This window comes from Chryseobacterium piperi (assembly GCF_002285635.2).
GTDB lineage: Bacteria > Bacteroidota > Bacteroidia > Flavobacteriales > Weeksellaceae > Chryseobacterium > Chryseobacterium piperi.
On record NZ_CP023049.2, the window covers coordinates 139313 to 158898 of the forward strand.

The 19586-nt window shown below is 35.6% G+C and carries 20 protein-coding genes; 12 read left to right on the plus strand and 8 right to left on the minus strand.

What is annotated here, in order from left to right; translation table 11 throughout:
- Positions 1–117: 117 nt before the first annotated feature.
- The 4 genes from CJF12_RS00660 to CJF12_RS00675 all read left to right on the plus strand — a co-directional run bounded on the left by CJF12_RS00660 (position 118) and on the right by CJF12_RS00675 (position 4938).
- Complete coding sequence (locus CJF12_RS00660; protein WP_034682405.1) at positions 118–744, plus strand: TetR/AcrR family transcriptional regulator; 627 nt, start codon at positions 118–120, stop codon at positions 742–744.
- Entirely contained in the window at positions 728–2041 is a 1314-nt protein-coding gene (locus tag CJF12_RS00665; protein ID WP_034682403.1) for a TolC family protein, read from the plus strand. The genes CJF12_RS00660 and CJF12_RS00665 overlap by 17 nt, the downstream gene beginning before the upstream one ends.
- Positions 2042–2056: 15 nt before the next feature.
- On the plus strand, positions 2057–3169 hold the full coding sequence (locus CJF12_RS00670; protein ID WP_034682402.1) for an HlyD family secretion protein: 1113 nt from the start codon (positions 2057–2059) through the stop codon (positions 3167–3169).
- A 191-nt stretch (positions 3170–3360) separates the two neighbouring features.
- Positions 3361–4938, plus strand: coding sequence for a DHA2 family efflux MFS transporter permease subunit (locus CJF12_RS00675; protein WP_034682401.1), 1578 nt, complete (start codon positions 3361–3363; stop codon positions 4936–4938).
- 54 nt (positions 4939–4992) lie between these two features.
- On the opposite strand, the gene CJF12_RS00680 is transcribed toward CJF12_RS00675, so the two are convergent.
- Entirely contained in the window at positions 4993–6006 is a 1014-nt protein-coding gene (locus CJF12_RS00680; protein ID WP_034682400.1) for a TQO small subunit DoxD, read from the minus strand.
- A gap of 50 nt (positions 6007–6056) precedes the next feature.
- Entirely contained in the window at positions 6057–6413 is a 357-nt protein-coding gene (locus CJF12_RS00685; RefSeq protein WP_099668543.1) for a hypothetical protein, read from the minus strand.
- A gap of 208 nt (positions 6414–6621) precedes the next feature.
- Here CJF12_RS00685 and CJF12_RS00690 point away from each other — a divergent pair, with 208 nt between their 5' ends.
- The 4 genes from CJF12_RS00690 (at position 6622) to CJF12_RS00705 (ending at position 9348) form a co-directional block, all read left to right on the plus strand.
- The gene (locus CJF12_RS00690; RefSeq protein ID WP_034682398.1) at positions 6622–7443 is read left to right on the plus strand and encodes an SDR family oxidoreductase; all 822 of its coding nucleotides are present in this window, start codon (positions 6622–6624) and stop codon (positions 7441–7443) included.
- A gap of 116 nt (positions 7444–7559) precedes the next feature.
- Positions 7560–8480: a helix-turn-helix domain-containing protein gene (locus tag CJF12_RS00695; protein ID WP_034682396.1), complete on the plus strand. Its 921-nt coding sequence runs from the start codon at positions 7560–7562 to the stop codon at positions 8478–8480.
- Positions 8480–8800 (plus strand): MazG-like protein, encoded by a 321-nt coding sequence (locus CJF12_RS00700; protein ID WP_034682393.1) that lies wholly within the window; start codon positions 8480–8482, stop codon positions 8798–8800. The genes CJF12_RS00695 and CJF12_RS00700 overlap by 1 nt, the downstream gene beginning before the upstream one ends.
- Positions 8797–9348 carry a DNA-3-methyladenine glycosylase I gene (locus tag CJF12_RS00705; protein ID WP_034682391.1) on the plus strand — a complete coding sequence of 184 codons (552 nt, stop codon included), beginning with the start codon at positions 8797–8799 and terminating at the stop codon, positions 9346–9348. Before CJF12_RS00700 ends, CJF12_RS00705 begins: the two co-directional genes overlap by 4 nt.
- Before the next feature lie 147 nt (positions 9349–9495).
- Here CJF12_RS00705 and CJF12_RS00710 read toward each other — a convergent pair whose 3' ends face one another.
- Together CJF12_RS00710 and CJF12_RS00715 are read right to left on the minus strand one after the other, a co-directional pair.
- Entirely contained in the window at positions 9496–9885 is a 390-nt protein-coding gene (locus tag CJF12_RS00710) for a winged helix-turn-helix transcriptional regulator (protein WP_034682390.1), read from the minus strand.
- A gap of 62 nt (positions 9886–9947) precedes the next feature.
- Positions 9948–10316, minus strand: coding sequence for a winged helix-turn-helix transcriptional regulator (locus CJF12_RS00715; protein WP_034682389.1), 369 nt, complete (start codon positions 10314–10316; stop codon positions 9948–9950).
- Positions 10317–10413: 97 nt separating this feature from the next.
- Here CJF12_RS00715 and CJF12_RS00720 point away from each other — a divergent pair, with 97 nt between their 5' ends.
- Entirely contained in the window at positions 10414–10944 is a 531-nt protein-coding gene (locus tag CJF12_RS00720; RefSeq protein ID WP_034682387.1) for an NAD(P)H-dependent oxidoreductase, read from the plus strand.
- A gap of 235 nt (positions 10945–11179) precedes the next feature.
- On the opposite strand, the gene CJF12_RS00725 is transcribed toward CJF12_RS00720, so the two are convergent.
- Complete coding sequence (locus CJF12_RS00725) at positions 11180–11437, minus strand: winged helix-turn-helix transcriptional regulator (protein ID WP_316930822.1); 258 nt, start codon at positions 11435–11437, stop codon at positions 11180–11182.
- Positions 11438–11624: 187 nt separating this feature from the next.
- On the opposite strand from CJF12_RS00725, the gene CJF12_RS00730 reads away from it, so the two are divergent.
- Entirely contained in the window at positions 11625–12527 is a 903-nt protein-coding gene (locus CJF12_RS00730; RefSeq protein ID WP_095591028.1) for an IS1595 family transposase, read from the plus strand.
- Between the two features lie 80 nt (positions 12528–12607).
- Here the strand turns inward: CJF12_RS00730 and CJF12_RS00735 are convergent, their stop codons facing one another.
- Positions 12608–14194 (minus strand): patatin-like phospholipase family protein, encoded by a 1587-nt coding sequence (locus tag CJF12_RS00735; protein ID WP_034684256.1) that lies wholly within the window; start codon positions 14192–14194, stop codon positions 12608–12610.
- Between the two features lie 931 nt (positions 14195–15125).
- The gene (locus tag CJF12_RS00740) at positions 15126–16025 is read right to left on the minus strand and encodes a magnesium transporter CorA family protein (RefSeq protein ID WP_034684257.1); all 900 of its coding nucleotides are present in this window, start codon (positions 16023–16025) and stop codon (positions 15126–15128) included.
- A gap of 71 nt (positions 16026–16096) precedes the next feature.
- Here CJF12_RS00740 and CJF12_RS00745 point away from each other — a divergent pair, with 71 nt between their 5' ends.
- Positions 16097–17119 carry a 3-oxoacyl-ACP synthase III family protein gene (locus tag CJF12_RS00745; RefSeq protein ID WP_034684261.1) on the plus strand — a complete coding sequence of 341 codons (1023 nt, stop codon included), beginning with the start codon at positions 16097–16099 and terminating at the stop codon, positions 17117–17119.
- Positions 17120–17444: 325 nt separating this feature from the next.
- Complete coding sequence (locus CJF12_RS00750) at positions 17445–18179, plus strand: hypothetical protein (RefSeq protein WP_034684265.1); 735 nt, start codon at positions 17445–17447, stop codon at positions 18177–18179.
- A 112-nt stretch (positions 18180–18291) separates the two neighbouring features.
- On the opposite strand, the gene CJF12_RS00755 is transcribed toward CJF12_RS00750, so the two are convergent.
- A complete protein-coding gene (locus CJF12_RS00755) occupies positions 18292–19452 on the minus strand; it encodes a thioredoxin family protein (RefSeq protein ID WP_034684267.1) in 1161 nt (386 codons plus the stop codon).
- Positions 19453–19586: the final 134 nt, after the last annotated feature.

Sequence of the window (19586 nt, forward strand, 5' to 3'; positions counted from 1 at the left end):
GTATTAATTTACAGTGAGTTATATTAACCGATATTAAAAAGATATTAAATAATCAATCAATCGTTTGATTTTATGAAAATCTTGTGTAAATTTGCGCCCTGAAAAAATACCAATGATATGATTTCAAAAGAAGAAAATATATTATTCGCCGCTGAAAAGCTTTTTGCTGAAAAAGGTTTTGACGGGACTTCTACCAGAGAAATTTCCAAGGCGGCCAATGTCAATATTTCTATGATTTCCTACTATTTCGGCTCAAAGGAAAAATTATACGAGAAACTGGTGGAGTACAGAATGAACGAAGGCCAGTTTTTTTCAAAAGATATTCTGGAAAGAACAGATATCAACGAATGGCAGAAGATAGAAAAAATCGTAGATCAGTTTTCAGCAAGGGTAAAAGATCATAAATGTTTTTACAGAATTATGCAAAGGGAACAGCTGCATGCAGAAAACCCTCAGATTGTAGAATTTCTCAAACAAACAAAAATGGGATTTATTTCGATGTATTCCCAGGTGCTGGAAAGCGGGCTTAAAAAAGGAATTTTTACTAAAAATCCAGCTATTTATTTATTACATGCTACCATAAGCGGAACCTTGTTTTATGCATCGAACGCTAAAGAAATGTATAAGGAATTCCTGAATAACAATGAAGATGAAGATGCTTTTGATGAGAAATATTACGCGGAACTTAATAAACATATAAAACATATACTAAAAGACCTTTTGGGTTATGAAGAGAATAAATAATTCAGTTATTGCGCTTTCTCTATTAGTGGGAATTGCAAACGCAAATGCTCAGGAGAAAAAACAACTCAGCCTCGATGAAGCTGTACAGTTGGGAATCCAAAACAGCAAGAGCCTCAAGATCGACGCAGCCAAAATAGAAGAGGCTACAGCAGATCTTCTGGAAGCGAAGAATAAACAACTTCCGGAGCTGAAAGTTTCAGGAAGTTATATGTACCTTCCTATAAAGCCTACCATTGATTTGAAAATCCCGGGAGTATCCTCAGCAGGTGGTCCGGAAGTTCATCAGGTTCTTTACGGTTCAGCTAATCTGAGTGTACCGATTTACAGTGGTGGCAGAATAAAGTATGGAATTGAGTCGGCCAAATACCTGGTGGAAGCCTCAAAATTAAATACGGAAAATGATAAGATAGCTATTGCCTACAATATTGCACAGGCTTATAACAACCTGTTTAAAGCCAATCAGTCTATCAAAGTACTTGAAGAGAATCTTACTGCTTCTGAAAAGAGAGATGAAACGTTCCTGAAAATGGAAAACAATGGCTTGATTGCAAGAAATGACAGGTTAAAGGCTAACCTTCAGACTTCGAATATCGAGCTTCAGCTATTGGATGCTAAAAACAACTACAGTATTGCCAATATCAATATGGATTTGTTATTAGGTCTTCCAGAAAAGACAGAAATAGAGGTAGATCAAAACTATATTGAAGAAGGAGATGAAGTAAAGCTTGTTGATTACTATGTGAATGAAGCCAGAGAAAACCGTAAGGATTTAAAGGCATTGGCACAGCAAAGAAAAGCTGCAGAAATGGGATCAAAAGCTGCCAAAGCAGAAAATCTTCCGTCAATAGCATTTACAGGAGGATATATAGCAGCAGATATTCCTAAATTCCTTACGATATACAATGCAGTCAATGTAGGAGTAGGGGTTTCTTATAACCTATCCAATCTGTGGAAAGAGAACTCATCTTTGAAGCAGTCTAAAGCAAGAGAACAACAGCTTGCTGCAACGAACGAACTATTAAACGATAATATTAAGCTTGATGTTAACAGAGAGTACCAAAATACCAATTACTCTAAGCAGAGAATTGCTGTTTTTGAGAAATCAGCTGAACAAGCTAACGAAAACTATAGAATAACTAAAAACAAGTTTGATAATGGTTTAGCGACTATGACAGAACTTCTGGATGCAGACGCGGCTCAGATTTCAGCCAATGTTGGAGTAATTAATGCAAAAGCAGATGCTGCATTGGCTTACAGAAAACTATTACAAACTACAGGAACTTTAACAATTAAATAAAAGAATAATACCACAATGGAAAATAATAAAACACAACAAGTAGAAAACTCAGAACCAAAAAAGAAAAAAAGTTTAGTTTTTCCTATCATTTTAGCAGTTGTATTAATCGGAGGTGGAATTTACGGATACAGAACCTATTCTTACGGACAGGTGCACGAAGAAACTGACGATGCTCAAATAGCTTCCAATATGAGCCCTGTGATTTCCAAAGTTTCAGGATATGTAACGGAAGTAAAAGTAAAAGATAACCAGTTTGTAAAAAAAGGGGATACCCTGGTTATTCTGGATAACAGAGATCAAAAAATGGCTTTAGATCAGGCAGAAGCGGCATTGTCTACAGCAAAAAGCAATATTTCAACAGCACAGGCTACAACTTCTGCAACATCGAAAAATATAGGCAGTTCAGAAGCAGCGGTAGCTACAGCAAACGCTCAGATAGAAGCAGCAAAAGTAAACGTTTGGAAAACTTCTCAGGATTTAAAAAGATATGCCAATCTTGTAAAGGATCATTCCATTACAGAACAGCAATATGAGCAGGCTTTAGCAGCAAAACAATCGGCAGATAAACAACTGCAGGTTTTGGTAGATCAGAGAAATCAGGTTGCTCAGCAGACAGGAATTGCTTCTTCTCAGACTGAAGCAAGCTCTCAACAAATCAACGTTGCTAGTTCAGTGGCTAAGCAAAGACAAGTAGATGTAGAGAACGCAAGATTAAATCTTTCTTATACCATTATTCTTGCCCCTGAAGATGGTTTTGTTGGAAAAGTTCCTATTCAGGCCGGACAATATTTACAAGCCGGAGCACAATTATTCAGTCTTGTTAAAAATGATCAAAAATGGGTAATCGCAAACTTTAAGGAAACTCAGGTTGATAAAATGGTAGAAGGGCAAAAAGTGAAAATTGAAATTGATGCTTTCCCTGACCAGGATTTTGAAGGAGTGGTAAGCTCATTCTCTCCTGCAACTGGAGCTACATTTTCTATTCTGCCTCCAGATAACGCTAGTGGTAACTTCGTAAAAGTAGTACAAAGACTTCCTGTAAAAATTGATTTTGTGAACCTGGATAAAAATATTGCTAAAAGACTAAGAACGGGAATGAATGTGAAAGCTGAAGTTTCGTTAAAATAGAATTTGTATTAACGTATTGATGAATGATTTAAAGATTGAAGAATTTAAGTATTAAAAGATTTAAATAGTTCAAGGGTTTTTACAATCAATAGAAGTGGGCTTCAGCCCACTCAATAAAAGGAAAGATCTAATGGCTTTAGCCAAAATCATTAATACATTTTACAAAATTTCACATTGTACCTATAAAAATTATGCAAGATTCATTAGTAGAATATGGAGCCCGAAGAGTGATCATTACGGTCACAGCTATTCTTTGTGCTCTGCTTGAGATTGTGGATTCCACGATTGTGAACGTTGCCCTTAACGAAATGAAAGGTAACCTGGGATCTACCCTTTCTGAAGTAGGTTGGGTAATTACGGCCTATGCTATAGGTAACGTAATTATTGTACCGATGACGAGTTGGCTTTCGCAGCAATTCGGGCGTAGAAATTATTTTGCGGCCTCTATTGTTATCTTTACCATATTTTCATTTTTATGTGGAAATGCAACCAATATCTGGGAGCTGGTATTTTTCAGACTATGCCAGGGGATTGGCGGTGGAGCATTGCTGGTAACATCACAAACCATCATTACGGAATCATATCCGATTGAGAAAAGAAGTATGGCTCAAGCAATTTATGGTTTGGGCGTTATTATCGGTCCGACTTTAGGCCCACCATTGGGAGGATATATCGTAGATAATTTTAGCTGGCCATATATTTTCTATATCAATATTCCGATTGGTATTGCGGCTACCTTGATGACTTTACAGTTTGTAAAAAGTCCGAAATATGCCGAGAAACGAAAAGTTTCCGATGTTGACTGGATTGGAATTGCTCTGTTAGCCGTTACAGTAGGCTCATTACAATTTATTCTGGAAAGAGGTCATGAAGAAGATTGGTTTGCCAGTGGAATGATCGTAGCCTTTACCGTATCAGCCATATTAGGATTTATATTATTTCTTTGGCGTGAACTTACCTTTAAGTACCCAATCGTAGAATTGCGGGTATTAAAGAATAGTAACTTAAGAATCGGAACCGCTATGTCTTTTGTATTAGGATTTGGTTTATATGGTTCTACTTTTATTGTTCCGTTGTATACGCAAAGTATCCTGGGGTGGACGGCTTTACAGTCGGGTGCTTTAATGATCCCTGCGGCTTTAACGACTGCTTTCATGATGCCCATAATTGGGAGATTGCTTTCAAAAGGAGCGAAACAACAAATCCTGGTGTCTTTAGGGCTATTTATTTTCTTTGTTTATAGTTTCTGGGGATATAAGATCCTTACACCGGATACCAGTAAAGAAGCATTTTTCTGGATGTTAATAGTACGGGGAGCTGGATTAGGACTTCTATTTATACCTATTACTTCCTTATCTTTAAGTACGTTGAAAGGTCAGGAAATTGGACAAGGAGCTGCATTTACAGGGATGATGAGACAATTAGGAGGATCTTTCGGGATTGCGGCTATTACAACCTTCATTGCTAATGCAAGTCAGAAATACAGGGTCAACTTAATTACCCATCTTGATAGCAACAGCTTTGAAGTCCAACAGAGGATAGCAAGCCTGAAAGCAAGTTTTATCTCAAAAGGAATGACTCCCGATAACGCGCTGAATGCTGCTTATAAAATGCTGGATCTATCGGTTACCAAACAAGCTACGGTACTATCCTATATGGATGTTTTCCTCTATTTAGGAATTGCTTTCTTGGTTTGTATACCGTTTATTTTATTTGTAAAAGAAAGAAAAAGTAAAGAAAAAATAGATTTGAGTGATGCCATGCACTAAATTTAATAAAAGCCTCCGAAATATCTCGGAGGCTTTTTTATTATTGGATGTTGCTTAAAATGTAGCCGTCCATTCTATACCGCTGACATCGATCAGTTTTATACTATGTATTTTGTTTCTAAGATCGGAAATATCTCCAATATTGAGTTTTATATCAGCTTTGGCACCGAGAGGAATAATTAAGCTGTGTTTGCCTGGTTTCACTTTTGCGACATAATAGTTTTTAATATGGTCAGATTGGAATTTTGATAAATCGTCAGCATGTAATGCTTTTAAAATTTTTCCATTTTGATCTAAAATATGGATTCCGATAAGAAATGAACCATAGACATCTGCTCCTTCTGTCCTATATGCATTAAAGCTAATATCAGATTCATGAAGTTTAAGATCAGAAATTTCAATTTTAGGTTTTACGGATTTATTATGCAAAGTTCCCCATACGCCACCATGGAAATACTGATTGGTAAATAAGGTGATACCAAAAATAAAAACGGAGAGGATGAGTACAAAAATCTTAGGATTTTGAATAGGAAAACTACCTGAGCCTGTCCATCCGAACCATTTTTTACGGGTAAAAGGCCAATTTTTTTTCATAAAGTAATAATCGAAAGAATAAGGACCGCTTCCGGTGAGAAATAAGGTAAATCCACCTGCAATTCCTAAAACGCCAATCTGCCATTCATCAAGACAGGTAGTTCCAAGCCAGCCGGAACCTAATAGAATTCCAAATGCCAACCCGAAAATCCCAATGCTCATTAGTCTGGTAAATACACCTAATATGATCAATAAGCCTATAATACCTTCAATAATCGTAAAGGTGACCATTGAAGTATGGAGCGCATCAGGATGAGTGACCAGATATTCGATAATCGGTTTGATTCCTAATGCGTTAGGAAGAAAGTGATTGAATTTTTCTCCGATATATCCCTGTTCGTCCGGAATTAATTTATTTTCGAGAACCAGCCTTCTCCAGAAAGCTGAAAAGTAGGTCCATCCAATCACGAGACGGATAGATAAAGTATATAAGCCAGCCTTATTCATGGGCTGATTCATGTTGTTATTTTCCATTAAATTATATTTTACTGAATGATTGATAAATAAAGTGCGCAGATGAGAATCTAGGCCATGCTTATTTTCAACCGTTTAAATAAAATATATTTTGGAGGACTGTTACCACTTGTGTAGCCGGAATAGTTGTTGAGGGATTTTTGCCCTTCTGTTGAAAAGCAGAATGCAGGAATACGAAAGGAAAATGGATGATGATCTGATTTTAAATCTCCTTTAGAAACTATTGTTTTTGTAGACTTAAATTCAGTAGATCCACTACAACCGGAAGCCTGATAAGTGATTTTTACTTTATTGAAAGTATTGATGTACTCGATATCAAAAATATCCAGAAGGTTCCTTTTAATCGAACATGGAGATAACGAAAATATCAGAACAAGCACGGTAATGATTGTTTTATATATTTTCATATGTATTTTAAAATCTGACATCCTCTGCAAAACTAGGCTTTTATACTCTAGGAAAAAAATGAATGTATTTTGTCGGTAGTTAATTTAAAATAAAATGTATACTTCTGATTTGATTAATCATATTCGTCAAAATAGCTACAATCATACTCAATATGGCTACATTTAATTTTCTGTTTCTAAAGACCTTTGCCTTATCAATATTACAACAATGCAAAAAACAATTTTTATTACAGGAGCGTCTTCAGGTTTGGGAAAAGCAACTGCCAGACTATTTCAAAGTCATGGCTGGAATGTAATAGCAACGATGAGGCATCCGGAAAAAGAGAGGGAGTTAACCGCATTAGAAAATATATCGATTATCAAGCTGGATGTTACGAATAAAGAAGAGTTGGAAGAGACCATAACGAAGATTCTTTCTGAAAATGAGGTGCATGTAGTGATTAATAATGCAGGATATGGGCTGGTAGGTCCTCTTGAGGCTTTTACAGACGACCAGATTAAAAAACAGATTGAGACGAATCTGCTGGGGGTGATCAGGATTACTAAAGCTTTTACCCCTTATTTCAGAGAAAGACGGGCAGGGGTTCTGATCAATATTACTTCCAGTTTTGGTTTGATGGGTTTTCCTACCTGTTCGATATATAGTGCTACCAAGTTTGCTGTAGATGGATTTTCAGAGTCTATGGGGTATGAAATGGCGCAATTCGGAGTTCAGGTAAAGGTAGTGGCTCCGGGTGGAATCCAGACCGATTTTGCCGGCCGATCGCTTGATGGTGCTCAGCATGAAGCGTACCAACAAATGGTTTCAAAAGTTCAGGAAGGATATAGCCCTGAACAGGTCGCTCATTATTCAACTTCTGGAGTTATTGCTGGTATTATTTATGAAGCAGCTACTGATGGAAAAGATCAGCTGAGGTATGTTGCCGGTGAAGATGCTATAGCTTTGTATCATGACCGGAATGCGATCGGAGTTGAAAACCATGTTCGAAAAATAAAATCAGGTTTTGTATTTGGAGGTAACGGGTATTAGGTCGATATTACCCATTGCTTATTACTCATTACTCATCATTCATAACTTATAACTCATCGCTTATAAAAGTTTCCTACTGACTCCCTGTTGTCACAATCCTATCTTATCTTTGTATTATGAAAACGACTCAATTACCTGTTCATTTTCGGTCCTTATCAGCTTTGCATCAGGCGATGGGACGGCCTGCGCCATTGCATCCTCTTATCAGTATTATCAATTACGGTGAAGCCCGATTTGATCCAAAAGATTTTGAGCATGGGATGAAAACTGATTTTTATAAGATTTCTTTTAAAACCGATTTCCATGGTAAGATCAGATACGGGCAGGGATACTATGACTTTGAGGAAGGAGGGATGTCATTTGTTTCACCCGGTCAGGTTCTTATATTGAACCATGAAGAATCAGGGTATAGTGGTATGTCATTGTATATTCATCCGGATTTTATGAGGTCTTATTCCTTATCACAAAAAATAAAAAAATATGGATTCTTTTCTTATTCAGCAGCTGAAGCCCTCTATCTTTCAGAAAAAGAGAAGACAACCATGCTGGAAATCTTTACTTATATTCAGAGTGAGCTGGAAGAAAGGATTGATCAGTTTAGCCAGGATGTGATTATTTCACAGATAGAATTACTGCTTACTTACAGCAACCGGTTTTATAACCGTCAGTTTATTACCAGAAAACCTGCGACTCATGACTTAATTTCTACGATGGAGGAGGTGTTAGATCATCATTTTGACGCAGAAAATGGAGTGAACGGGCTGCCTACAGTAGAATTTTTGGCTTCTCAGTTAAATCTTACCCCAAGATATCTAAGTGATATGCTGCGCCATTATACCGGACAGAGTGCCCAGCAGCATATTCATGATAAACTGATTGAAAAGGCTAAAGAATATTTGTCAGAACCTCAATTCTCAGTTTCTGAAATAGCTTATCAGCTGGGTTTCGAACATCCTCAGTCATTCAGTAAGTTATTTAAAAATAAAACAAAACAGACGCCTAATGAATATAAACAATCACTTCAAAAAATTAAATAATGGACCAGAATAATTTTGATACAATCATAGAGCGCTCTTTGGAGATCAGAGCAAAATACCATGAGTTGGAAAAGCAACATCATGGTAGTGAATGGACCCTGGAGGAAGATACACTTGCGTATCTCACTGATGCCGGATTGGTAGGCAGGGATATCATGTCACATCAGAAAAGATGGCTAAAAACGGGTTCTGGTGATGAACTTAAACATAAACTGGGTGAAAATATCTGGTGGTTGATTATATTAGCAGATCGTACCGGCATAGATATTAAAGATGCTTTAGATCAATTTTTAACCAAAACAGAAAAAATATTCAAATGAGTTATTGTTCAGCCATAGAAAGAATGCAGCCTGAAAGCAGGAAATCTCTTCACAAAAACTATCATGATAACCATTACGGATTTCCTATTCATGATGATAATGAATTATTCGGAAGACTGATTATGGAGATTAACCAGGCGGGGTTAAGTTGGGAAACGATATTAAAGAAAGAAGAAGGTTTTAGAAAAGCTTATGATCAGTTTGATATTCAGAAAGTGGCAGATTATACAGAAGATGACCGTGAAAGATTGTTAAATGATCCAGGAATTATCCGGAATAAGCTAAAGGTTAATGCAGCGATTGAAAATGCTAAAACCATTATTCAACTGCAAAAAGAATTCGGTTCTTTTGAAAAGTGGCTGGAGCATCATCATCCTAAAACCTTAGAAGAATGGATGAAATTGTTTAAGAAAACGTTCAAATTTACCGGTGGGGAAATTGTGAATGAATTTCTTATGAGTATCGGTTATCTGAAGGGGGCTCACTCTGAGGAATGTGCTGTGTACGGAACTGTTTTAAAGCATAAGCCGAAGTGGAAAGCAGAATAATAGGATATTCATAAAATCAAAAAGCATCTCTGCATCAAAACAAAATTTGAGCGAAAAGAGATGCTTTTTGATTTCAGAGTTCAGAAAGTGGTACAATTTGATACCCTGCTTATTGAACTTTATATTGTTAAAAAACTTTTGACTATTTTATTTTTTGCATGCCAATACCGGTTCGGGTTCACCGACATATTTCTTGTGCTCTATACCCCAATCTTCTAAAGCCATAATAATAGGTTCCAAACGATATCCGATTGGAGTTAATTCATATTCCACTTTAGGAGGAACCTCGGCATACACTTTTCTTGTAATGATTTTGTTCTCCTCTAATTTTCTGAGCTGTAAGGTAAGCATTCGCTCTGTGACGTTTGGAAGAGATCTTTTTAATTCCCCGAATCTCATTTTTCCACTAATAAGCCAGCCGCATATGGCTAACGCCCACTGTCCTCCTATAATATTGGTAGCATATACTTCTGTACATATTTCTCCTAATGCTTTTTTATTAGCGAAATTGGTTGATGTTTCTTTTATTTTAGTCATAATATTATAGTTTTTATAGTATGATAATGCTGCAATTAATTATTTCTGAATACAAATTGGTATTATTCTATATCACCAACTGTATCTTTATGTTTTTTTCCCCAGTTTTCTAATTCTTTGATAATGGGGGCTAATTCATAGCCGATTGGTGTCAATTCATATTCAACACGGGGAGGAACTTCTGCAAATACCTTACGGGTAACAACCTGAAGTGCTTCAAGCTTTCTTAATTGCAGGGTAAGCATTCGCTCGGTAATCGTTGGAAGATCTTTTTTGATTTCTCCAAATCTCATTTTTCCTCTAACTAAAGAACAGCATATAGCTAACGACCATTGTCCGCCGATGATATTGGAAGCATATACTTCCGGGCACATCACGAATAGTGTTTCTTTATTGGCGAAATTGGTGGATGTTTTCTTTATTTTATACATTACTTACAAATTTTATAGTATCAGACAATTTATTGCTAATGTACAAAAAGTTAGTTACATGTATTATTTTTGTAATCACAAATTTAAATAAATTAAAATGAAAACATTAGTTATTGTAACACACCCCAACATGAAAGACTCTGTAATTAATAAAAGATGGGTGGAAGAGTTGGAAAAGTATCCTGAAAAGTATAGTATTCATGAGTTGTATAAAGCTTATCCTGATGGAAATATTGATGTTAAGAAAGAACAGGCATTAATAGAATCTTATGATAAAATCATTTTTCAGTTTCCCTTTTACTGGTTCAGCAGTCCACCGCTTTTAAAGAAATGGTTCGATGAGGTGTTTGCGTTTGGTTGGGCATTTGGAACTGACAGTGGTTATAAAGTAGGAGGAAAGAAAATAGGTCTATTAATATCAACAGGAATCAGCGAAGAAGGGTATTCGGCAGCGGGTAAGCAGAAGTATACTATGAAAGAAATGACAAGACCTTTTGAGTTGACTTTTAATTATGTAAAGGCAGATTATAAAGGATTATTTGTATATTATGGAATGGAAGTAAATCCTTCTCCTGAATGGGTTGAAAGCAGTGTCTCCGGATATATGAACTTTATTGAGAAAATATGATAAAGAGAATTGTAGAATACTGGAATTTATCATAATCTAAAATTTACATTTTTTATGTAATGATAGAAGGGATCTGAAAATAAATGACAAAGTATTATTTTCGGGTCTCTTTTTATATCAGGTTTAAGCTTTTATATTGCCTGATATAACGGATTAAGTTGGATTCTATGTATCAATATTACTTATTCATTGCGGGTTGTTTTCTTATGCTTTTCTCCCACTTTTCCAATTCTTTTTAGGTGGGTTCCAATTCATAGTCTATTGGAGCCGGCTCATACTCAACCCGGGGAGGGACTTGTGCAAATACCGTACGGGTAACAATTTTCATTTCTACCAATTTTTTCAATTGAAGATTAAGCATTCTATCTGCAATCGTTGGAAAGTACTTTTTTATGTCTCCAAACCTCTTTTTTTCTGTAATTAAAGAAGTGCATATTGCTAACAACCATTGTCCGCCAATAACATTAACAGTATATATTTCTGTATATTCCAAAAGGTTTTGTTTTGTTGGCAGAATTGGTTGATGTTTTCTTTATTTTTAGTCATTACTTATATTTTTTATAGTACATACATTGGGTTGCAAATTCATAAAAAAAAGGTCTAATGACCTGTTTTTGTGAATATAAATATATTGAGTTATCTAAATAAATTCTGTATATTATTACCAGAACCTGAGCTATATGGAAATATTTAAAGGCCAAAATCTTATCAACTTTGGAAAAGTCTTCCCAGATGACGATTCATGTCTGGGTTATTTGTTTGACTTGAAATGGAAAGACGGCTTTGTTTGTACGAAGTGCGGTAATACCTCAGGCTGTGAAAAATCAGGCCATAAATATCATTGTTATAGCTGCAATCATGTAGAAAGTGCCACAGCAGGGACGTTATTTCATAGGGTTCGATTCGGTTTACACAAAGCCTTTCATATTGTTTTTGAAATGGTAAACAGTAGTAAAGGGATCTCGAGCATTCAGGTAGGCCTTCGCTACGGCATCCGCCAACCCACGGCATGGACATTTATGCATAAGGTAAGAAAAGCCATGGAAAGCAGTAAGAAATATCCGATGTCTGATTTGGTTCATGTAGACGAATTTGTGGTAGGTGGAATGGAAGAGGGTAAAAAAGGCAGAAGCTATAACACACAAAAAACCAAAGCTGTTGTGGCGGTTGAACTTAGCGAAAAGCATCAGGTGAAACGTGTTTACATCAAAGCCATTGATGATTATTCTGCTAAATCTTTAACGCCTATTTTTGAGCAGCACATCAGTGAATCAGCCAAAGTGGTGACCGATAAGTGGAAAGGATATCTTCCCTTGAGTAAAAAGTATAATATTGAGCAAATCTCTTCGGATCAAGGAAAGAATTTTAAACAATTACACGTGATTATCCACCAGATAAAGTCTTGGATTCGAACCATACCCACTCATGTAAGTAAAAAACATGTAGAAAGTTATTGTAATGAATTTTCATACCGTATTAACCGTTCACAAAATAGAAATACCATCTTTCATAACATTATCCAAAGAATGCTTAATGCAAAACCTTTGAATTACGATAAATTAATACGGAAATTAAACGTATAACGAAGTGAATAATTCTATATTGTTTGAATTTTTGCATTAAAAACTTTACAATAAAAATTAGCTGCTTCTTTAGCCTCTTGTTATCCTACTGTAGGGGTATCCTCTTCTTTCAATATTTTTTTCTCTTTCATGTAGATCATCATTCTTTCATACTTATATTTTTCCCAGTCAAATCGGTTGAGGAAATCCAATGCAGCCAGAAACCCGGCATTAAAAAGCTGTTCTTTTTCTTCTCTTTTCATAAAGAAATTCAGCCAGCTGCTCGAGCTGCAATCCACATTTTGTATACTGTATAAAGTATAAAAAGTATGTTTGGTAAGAAAAGATTTGTCATTGAACCCTTTTAAAGTATTAATGATATTTCCGGCATATGAAAAAGGTGTTTTCATAATCTGCTCGCTTGTTTTTCCTTTTTCGGAATCCGTTTCAGATTTACTGGTCAGTCGTACGCCAAACAAAGGCATTCTCGGATAAAAGAACTCGCTCATATGGAAAAGATCGATAGGAAAGTTGGAAATGCTCCCGCCGTCGATAAAAATACCGACAGGGTAGATATCCTGAGGTTGAGTATTCATCCAGAATCTCCAGGCATATTTCACGGAGTCATCATCTTTATTAATTCTTTTTTGCAGAGGTTCGAAGAAAAAAGGGACTGACATTGAAGCGCGCACAAATTCAGCGGGACTGATATGTTTCAATTCTTCCTCTGACCAGTATAAATTGGCCATCGTGGGAAGTTCTACTTTAATTTTAGCATTAATATCAGTGGTCACTACTACATATTCAGATTTTAACAGGTAAAATGGATTGTTTTTATAGTGATCATTATTTACCGTACTATCATAAAATATTTTATATTGGGTTTCATCAATATGTTCCTGATTCTTAGTTTTAATGGCTTCCATACTTTTAAGGGAAATCGTATAATATTCCTGCCCATTGCCATAACGGTAATTAAGATCGAGGTCTTTTTCCTTTGGCGCAAATTTTCGGTTGAGCTCTGCTACTGTTTTTACCTCAAAGCTATCCAGTACTTCTTTCATTGTATTTAAAAAAGTATTTCCGGGATTCAATCCACTGTTTTGTTTCCTGAAATCATTGTAAAACTTTTTTAAGCAAAAAAGGATAATAATCAATGGGATGACCGGTACTAGAAAAAGCAACTTTGCCCGTAATATGGTTTCCGAAGGAATGGCAAAAGGAGTAATAATTAGAAGAATTAAAGTAATAGCAGCAATAATGATGTTGGTCTTCAGAAAGTTTTTATTGTTCAGCATAGCATGAACGGTTGTACGTACATACGGCTTTCCGTCCATGAAGTCTGCAAAATTCCAGTTGAATAAAATTTCTTTGATCTTTTCACTTTTTGCATCCTTTTTTGTTTTATAGGCAGCGATAAGCATGGTATTAATTGCACCTGCACTGGTTCCTGCCACTTTCAGAAAACGGATTCCGAAGATTTCAAGACCATAAAGGTAGCCTACTAACGCACTTCCCCAAACACCACCACCTTCCTGAACAAATTCTACATATTGATTGCCCTCATCATCCAAAAGGTCTGAAAACTCTTTGGATGAAATATTTTCATGGAGAGCCATCAGTTTATCTTTGGATTCTTTTGAAAGAACACCGTCATCTAGTATTTTGTTGAGAAGATCAGGTTTCATAGCGGTTTCATAGTTTATGATTAGATACAAATGCAGAAATCTCTTTTAAAGATATTTTCGTTTTTAGGATGTAATGATTTTTATCTAAGATAAAAATACCAAAAGATCTGCAAAGTCACCCTAGTTTACTTGAGTTTAAAAAACACTTTGAATATGATTAATCGCAAAGACGCAAAGGATTTTAAAAGTAATGTATTTCTAAGGCGCAAAAGACGTTTCACTCAGTAAAGATAATAATGGCAGTTACCGTCGTCGTTTGTCATTGACTTCGTCTAATCTTCGATTTCAGAATGAAGCGTAGTGGAATGAGGAATCTAAACATTAAGGAATAATAAGTTATTAAGATCATTAAAAGATTTCTCACTGTGTTCGAAATGACAAAGCTAAAACAGAATGTGTGTCATTGACTTCGTCTAATCTTCGATTTCAGAACGGAGCGAAAGCGGAGTGAAGGAATCTAAACACAGCAGGAAAATAAAAATCTGCTTAATCTGCTCAATCTGCGAGAGCTAAATAAACATAAAAATATCTGTGTAAATCTGCGAAATCTGTGGGCTAAAAAAATTAACCACAAAAGTCACAAAAGTTATTTAAAACACTTTAGTTATTTAAGTTTAATTCATAGTGTATAAGAAGTACACATAAGCTTCTTAAAATCAAAGATTTTTATAAGATGGACCAAATGTGCACAATCTGCGAGAGAAAAATAAGCATACACATCTGTGTTAATCTATGGTAAAAAGATTAACCACAAAAGTCACAAAAGTTATTTAAAACACTTAAGCTATTTAAGTTGAATTCATAGTGTATAACAAGTACACATAAGCTCTGTAAAAATCTTTGATTTTTACAGCATCTGCGAAATCGGCTCAATCAGCGAGAATTAAAATAATAGTAGCATCTGTGCTAGAAGTGTTGTTTATTCATAGAATTACCATTGTTTTCTCCGTGCATAAATAAATGTAACAATAACAATCAATCCCATGAGTCCCAAAGTAGAATAGTATCCATATTTTTGATGGAGTTCGGGCATTTCGTCAAAGTTCATTCCGTAAACCCCGGCAATAAAGGTTATCGGTAAAAAATAGACAGAGTAAATAGCCAGTACTTTCATAACCTGGTTGGCTTTCTGATCTGAAAGAGCCAGAAACATGGAAATTAAGTTGGTAATCTGAATATTTAAATGGTCAAAATCGGCTACCACATCTTTGTGTTTATCTTTCAGGTCCACAAATTCAGAGTCCTGTAAATTGAGAAGTTTGAATTTATCAATAGCATCGGTAGAAATAACAAGAACTCTTGAGTTAAGTCCTGATTTTCTTTTCAGTTTATAAAGCCTGCGAATCTGATTGGTGTGGTTGGTATTTTTTAGAAAAATTTCATTTTCAATATTGTCCATGGTTTCCAGCAGGCTGATTGATTCATCATCAAAACTTTTCATAATCAGCAGAGCAATCATTAATGCTATTTTCTGAGATGAGGTCGTAGTCTGATTGACGGCCAATTGCTTTTTAGTTTCGGAAATACTTCTTGTTTTCATCCTATGGACGGTAATAATGGTATTTTCCAAAATAAAGATTCCTATCTTGGTGCTGATATCACTTATCGTATTGAGGTTTTTTCTTTCCAGCTCAGTACTTTCACGCAATAGGAAAAATTTGACATCTCCGTCTTCTTCATATTTTGGTAAGTGATTCGGATCTAGGGTATCTTCCAAAAGAAGGTTGTTAATTTCATATCTTTCATGAAGGAATTGTAGGTCTTCCGGTGTAGGAGCTTCTACATCTACCCATTCGCAATGGGAATCTCTGTAAATCGTGTCAATTGGCATAAGTAAAAATAGTGATATTTTGAAATACTATGTGTTAAATAAGTTTATCTTTGCCAAAATTATAAAACTATATGATTAAAAGTACAATAAAAGGAATCGGATTTTATGTTCCGGATAATGTTGTAACCAATGATGATTTAGCTAAATTAATGACCACCAGTGATGAATGGATCACTGAAAGAACAGGAATTAAGGAAAGGAGACACAGAAAAAACAGGAACGATGCTCAGGAAACGACAGCTTACCTGGGATTTAAAGCTTCTGAAAAAGCACTTGAAAAGGCTGGTTTAACAGCAAAAGATATAGATTATATTGTTTTTGCAACTCTTTCTCCTGATTATTACTTTCCTGGATCCGGGGTATTGCTTCAGGATATGTTGGGATGTGATACTATTGGTGCTTTGGATGTAAGAAATCAATGTTCAGGATTTGTATATGCTATGAGTGTAGCCAATGCTTTTATTAAAACAGGAGCATATAAAAATATATTGGTTGTAGGGGCAGAAGTTCACTCCTTTGGATTAGATTTTTCTGATGAAGGAAGAGGAGTGTCTGTTATTTTCGGAGACGGGGCAGGAGCTCTTGTACTTTCAGCTACCGAAGATGAGAATGCCGGAGATATTCTTGCTTTTAATATGCATTCCGAAGGTAAATATGCAGATGAGCTATGTACGCAGTTTCCAGGCTCCAAATATGGATGGAGCGACAGGATGAGAAAAGAACCTGAAAATGTTACCAATAAGGAAGTATATCCGATCATGAACGGCAACTTTGTCTTTAAACATGCGGTAACACGATTCCCTGAAACGATGCAAGAAGCTTTAGATAAGGCAGGAAAGACAATAGAAGATCTGGATATGTTTATCCCGCACCAGGCCAATTTAAGAATTGCTCAGTTTGTACAGCAAAAATTCGGATTGCCAGATGAGAAGGTTCACAACAATATCCAGAAATATGGAAATACAACAGCTGCATCTATTCCTATTGCTCTTAACGAAGCTATTGAACAAGGGAAAGTAAAAAGAGGAGATCTGGTTCTTCTTTCAGCATTTGGAAGTGGGTTTACATGGGGTAGTGTATTGTTTGAATATTGATTTAATTAAGTTATCAATTTATATACTAAGCAGCCGGAAGTTTTCTTCCGGCTTTTTTTACGGATGTTTTTTTAAAGCTGATGTTATTGAAATCTTATAATGGACATAATTTTTTAATTCATAGCAGAGTAATTATAACCGTGAGTTTACATATTTTGGTATTTTAATTTATTGAAAAATTAAAATATACTGTTATAATTTATGGTATATATAAGATATTGTTTTAAGTGTTATTTTAAATAATGTTAAGTGTAGGTATTTTGTCTATATTTGTAAATTAACCCTTTGAATTTTAAAGGGCAATCACAAAAAAAATAAATGAAAAATGAAAAAAAAAGTACTTTTAGGGATGTTGATTTTTCCTTTGCTCGCTTATGGCCAAGTAGGGATTAATACAACAACTCCACAAAAATCATTACATGTTAATGGTTCATTGCAAATTGTAAATGAATTAAACGTAGGTGGAGACGCTACGACTATAGGATCTGCCGGAACAGCAGGTCAGGTATTGAAATCTGGGGGGCCTGGTATGTCTCCATCCTGGCAGAGTCTTGCTGGCGTTCCTAATTCTACAGGAAGTGTAATTGTAGTAAATGGTGAATTTTTAGTAGCCCAGGAGATTGTGGTACAATTATCGGCTGATTACACCAAGCCGGCAGGGGGTGGATCAACAGATCCAATTGGTAATCTCACGAATATAATTGTTGACAATGAAAGCCGCTATTCTGGCAATGCCAATACTAATTCATTTACCGTATCTGCAAATGGGGTATATCAGGTAACTATGAATGCTCAGCTATCCACTAATAATGGTGAATCTCCGGTTATTGGAATTTGGGATGATACTGCGGATGGATGGGTTGCCCGAGTTAATGACCGTTTTACTGCTCCGAATGGCAGTTTACAGACTTATACCTTAATTACCTCTATTCCTATGGTTACTTCAAATACCTATTCATTTAGAGTGGCAAATAATGCAGCTGTCACAGTGAAAGCTTTAAGTGGTGGCGGAACTGGCTCAGGACCGGTTACTCAGGTATTTGTGCAACGTTTGAAATAAATTTAAATCTAAAATTGAAATTCTTATCAAATCAATATGATGAAGTTTTCTTACTCAAAAAAAAACCGCAGACTCGTTCTGCGGTTTTTTGTTTTTAAAGATTTTAAATAAATTACAGGCTTTTCAATAATTTCTCAGTATCGGAGGAATCCTCACCTGATTTTTTAGCCAGTTCTACAGATTTTTCTGCCCACAGCTTAGCGTTCTTTTTATCGCCGATTTTATTGTAGAGATTAGCCAGGGTGTCTGTATTTGCATAATTTTCATTTTTCTTTACTGATTCCTGAGCCCAAAGAACAGCTTTTTCAAGTGATGGTTTAGTATTCACTTTTTCAAAGAAATTCCACGCTATAGCATTAAGTTCCTCAGAAGATGCAGCCGAGTAATCTTTATATAATTCTAAGCTTAGTTTTTCATAAGTTGCAACATCATCATTCTTCAGAGCTCTGTTTGCTTTTGCTCTTTTCAGAATTTTTTCAGCTTCATCTTTGGTTAAAAATTTTTGAGTTTCAGCTAAGAAGTAGCTGTCATTCCATGTTTTAGTATCTGCATTATAAGCTTTTTTGACGATGGTGTTCATCTTGATGTTTTTATCAACCAGGTCATACTTCTCTGCAGGAAGGACTTTAATAATATCAGCTTTTTTATCCTTAAATATTTTATATAAAGGGCTTTCTGTACTTTGAGTCCCGGCAAGAAGCATCTGAACATCTTCCTGATCCAGGTTGGCTTTTGGCTGGAAATAGCGATCTAAAACCCTACCAGCGAATTCAGCATCATTATACATCGTAAGTCCCGCAAGATTCTTTAAGAATTCAGGATCCTTTTCCCCGTTTTCAAAGTTTTGCTTAAGAGCCGTAAGCCTTTTGTTAGGGTCTTCAGCATCTTTAGCAAACTGAATGAAATCACTTTCCTCTACGTATCCTAAAGTTCTGTGTACTTCTTCACCATTCGCATTGATGAATAAATAAGTAGGAAAAGCCTTTACATTATATTTTTTTGCAAGATCTATTCCTTCCCCTTTTTCCATATCAATTTTTGCATTGATGAAATGAGAATTATAATAATCACCAACGTTTTTCAAAGGGAAAATATTTTTAACCATCAGCTTACAAGGTCCGCACCATGAAGCGTAGGCATCAATAAAGATGAGTTTGTTTTCTTTTTTCGCTTTTGCAACAACACTTGCAAAGCTGGTATCTTCGAATTTAATCCCCTGGCCAAAAACAAGGGCTCCAATAAGGATGGAAGAGAATATGGCTATTTTTTTCATAAAAACTTTTTTATTGATTACAAATGTAATAATTATGTTAACGCATAAGTCGTCTTGAAACCAAAATAGTTACGATGCTCTTTTATTTTTATGAATTTTTTAAGAATAATGAAATGTGCTGATTGTCGGCGGAC

Bases quoted from the DNA above. Each gene is read 5' to 3' on its own strand.
- CJF12_RS00660 (WP_034682405.1), top strand. From the start codon at position 118: ATGATTTCAAAAGAAGAAAATATATTATTCGCCGCTGAAAAGCTTTTT.
- CJF12_RS00665 (WP_034682403.1), top strand. From the start codon at position 728: ATGAAGAGAATAAATAATTCAGTTATTGCGCTTTCTCTATTAGTGGGA.
- CJF12_RS00670 (WP_034682402.1), top strand. From the start codon at position 2,057: ATGGAAAATAATAAAACACAACAAGTAGAAAACTCAGAACCAAAAAAG.
- CJF12_RS00675 (WP_034682401.1), top strand. From the start codon at position 3,361: ATGCAAGATTCATTAGTAGAATATGGAGCCCGAAGAGTGATCATTACG.
- CJF12_RS00680 (WP_034682400.1), bottom strand. From the start codon at position 6,006: ATGGAAAATAACAACATGAATCAGCCCATGAATAAGGCTGGCTTATAT.
- CJF12_RS00685 (WP_099668543.1), bottom strand. From the start codon at position 6,413: ATGAAAATATATAAAACAATCATTACCGTGCTTGTTCTGATATTTTCG.
- CJF12_RS00690 (WP_034682398.1), top strand. From the start codon at position 6,622: ATGCAAAAAACAATTTTTATTACAGGAGCGTCTTCAGGTTTGGGAAAA.
- CJF12_RS00695 (WP_034682396.1), top strand. From the start codon at position 7,560: ATGAAAACGACTCAATTACCTGTTCATTTTCGGTCCTTATCAGCTTTG.
- CJF12_RS00700 (WP_034682393.1), top strand. From the start codon at position 8,480: ATGGACCAGAATAATTTTGATACAATCATAGAGCGCTCTTTGGAGATC.
- CJF12_RS00705 (WP_034682391.1), top strand. From the start codon at position 8,797: ATGAGTTATTGTTCAGCCATAGAAAGAATGCAGCCTGAAAGCAGGAAA.
- CJF12_RS00710 (WP_034682390.1), bottom strand. From the start codon at position 9,885: ATGACTAAAATAAAAGAAACATCAACCAATTTCGCTAATAAAAAAGCA.
- CJF12_RS00715 (WP_034682389.1), bottom strand. From the start codon at position 10,316: ATGTATAAAATAAAGAAAACATCCACCAATTTCGCCAATAAAGAAACA.
- CJF12_RS00720 (WP_034682387.1), top strand. From the start codon at position 10,414: ATGAAAACATTAGTTATTGTAACACACCCCAACATGAAAGACTCTGTA.
- CJF12_RS00730 (WP_095591028.1), top strand. From the start codon at position 11,625: ATGGAAATATTTAAAGGCCAAAATCTTATCAACTTTGGAAAAGTCTTC.
- CJF12_RS00735 (WP_034684256.1), bottom strand. From the start codon at position 14,194: ATGAAACCTGATCTTCTCAACAAAATACTAGATGACGGTGTTCTTTCA.
- CJF12_RS00740 (WP_034684257.1), bottom strand. From the start codon at position 16,025: ATGCCAATTGACACGATTTACAGAGATTCCCATTGCGAATGGGTAGAT.
- CJF12_RS00745 (WP_034684261.1), top strand. From the start codon at position 16,097: ATGATTAAAAGTACAATAAAAGGAATCGGATTTTATGTTCCGGATAAT.
- CJF12_RS00750 (WP_034684265.1), top strand. From the start codon at position 17,445: ATGAAAAAAAAAGTACTTTTAGGGATGTTGATTTTTCCTTTGCTCGCT.
- CJF12_RS00755 (WP_034684267.1), bottom strand. From the start codon at position 19,452: ATGAAAAAAATAGCCATATTCTCTTCCATCCTTATTGGAGCCCTTGTT.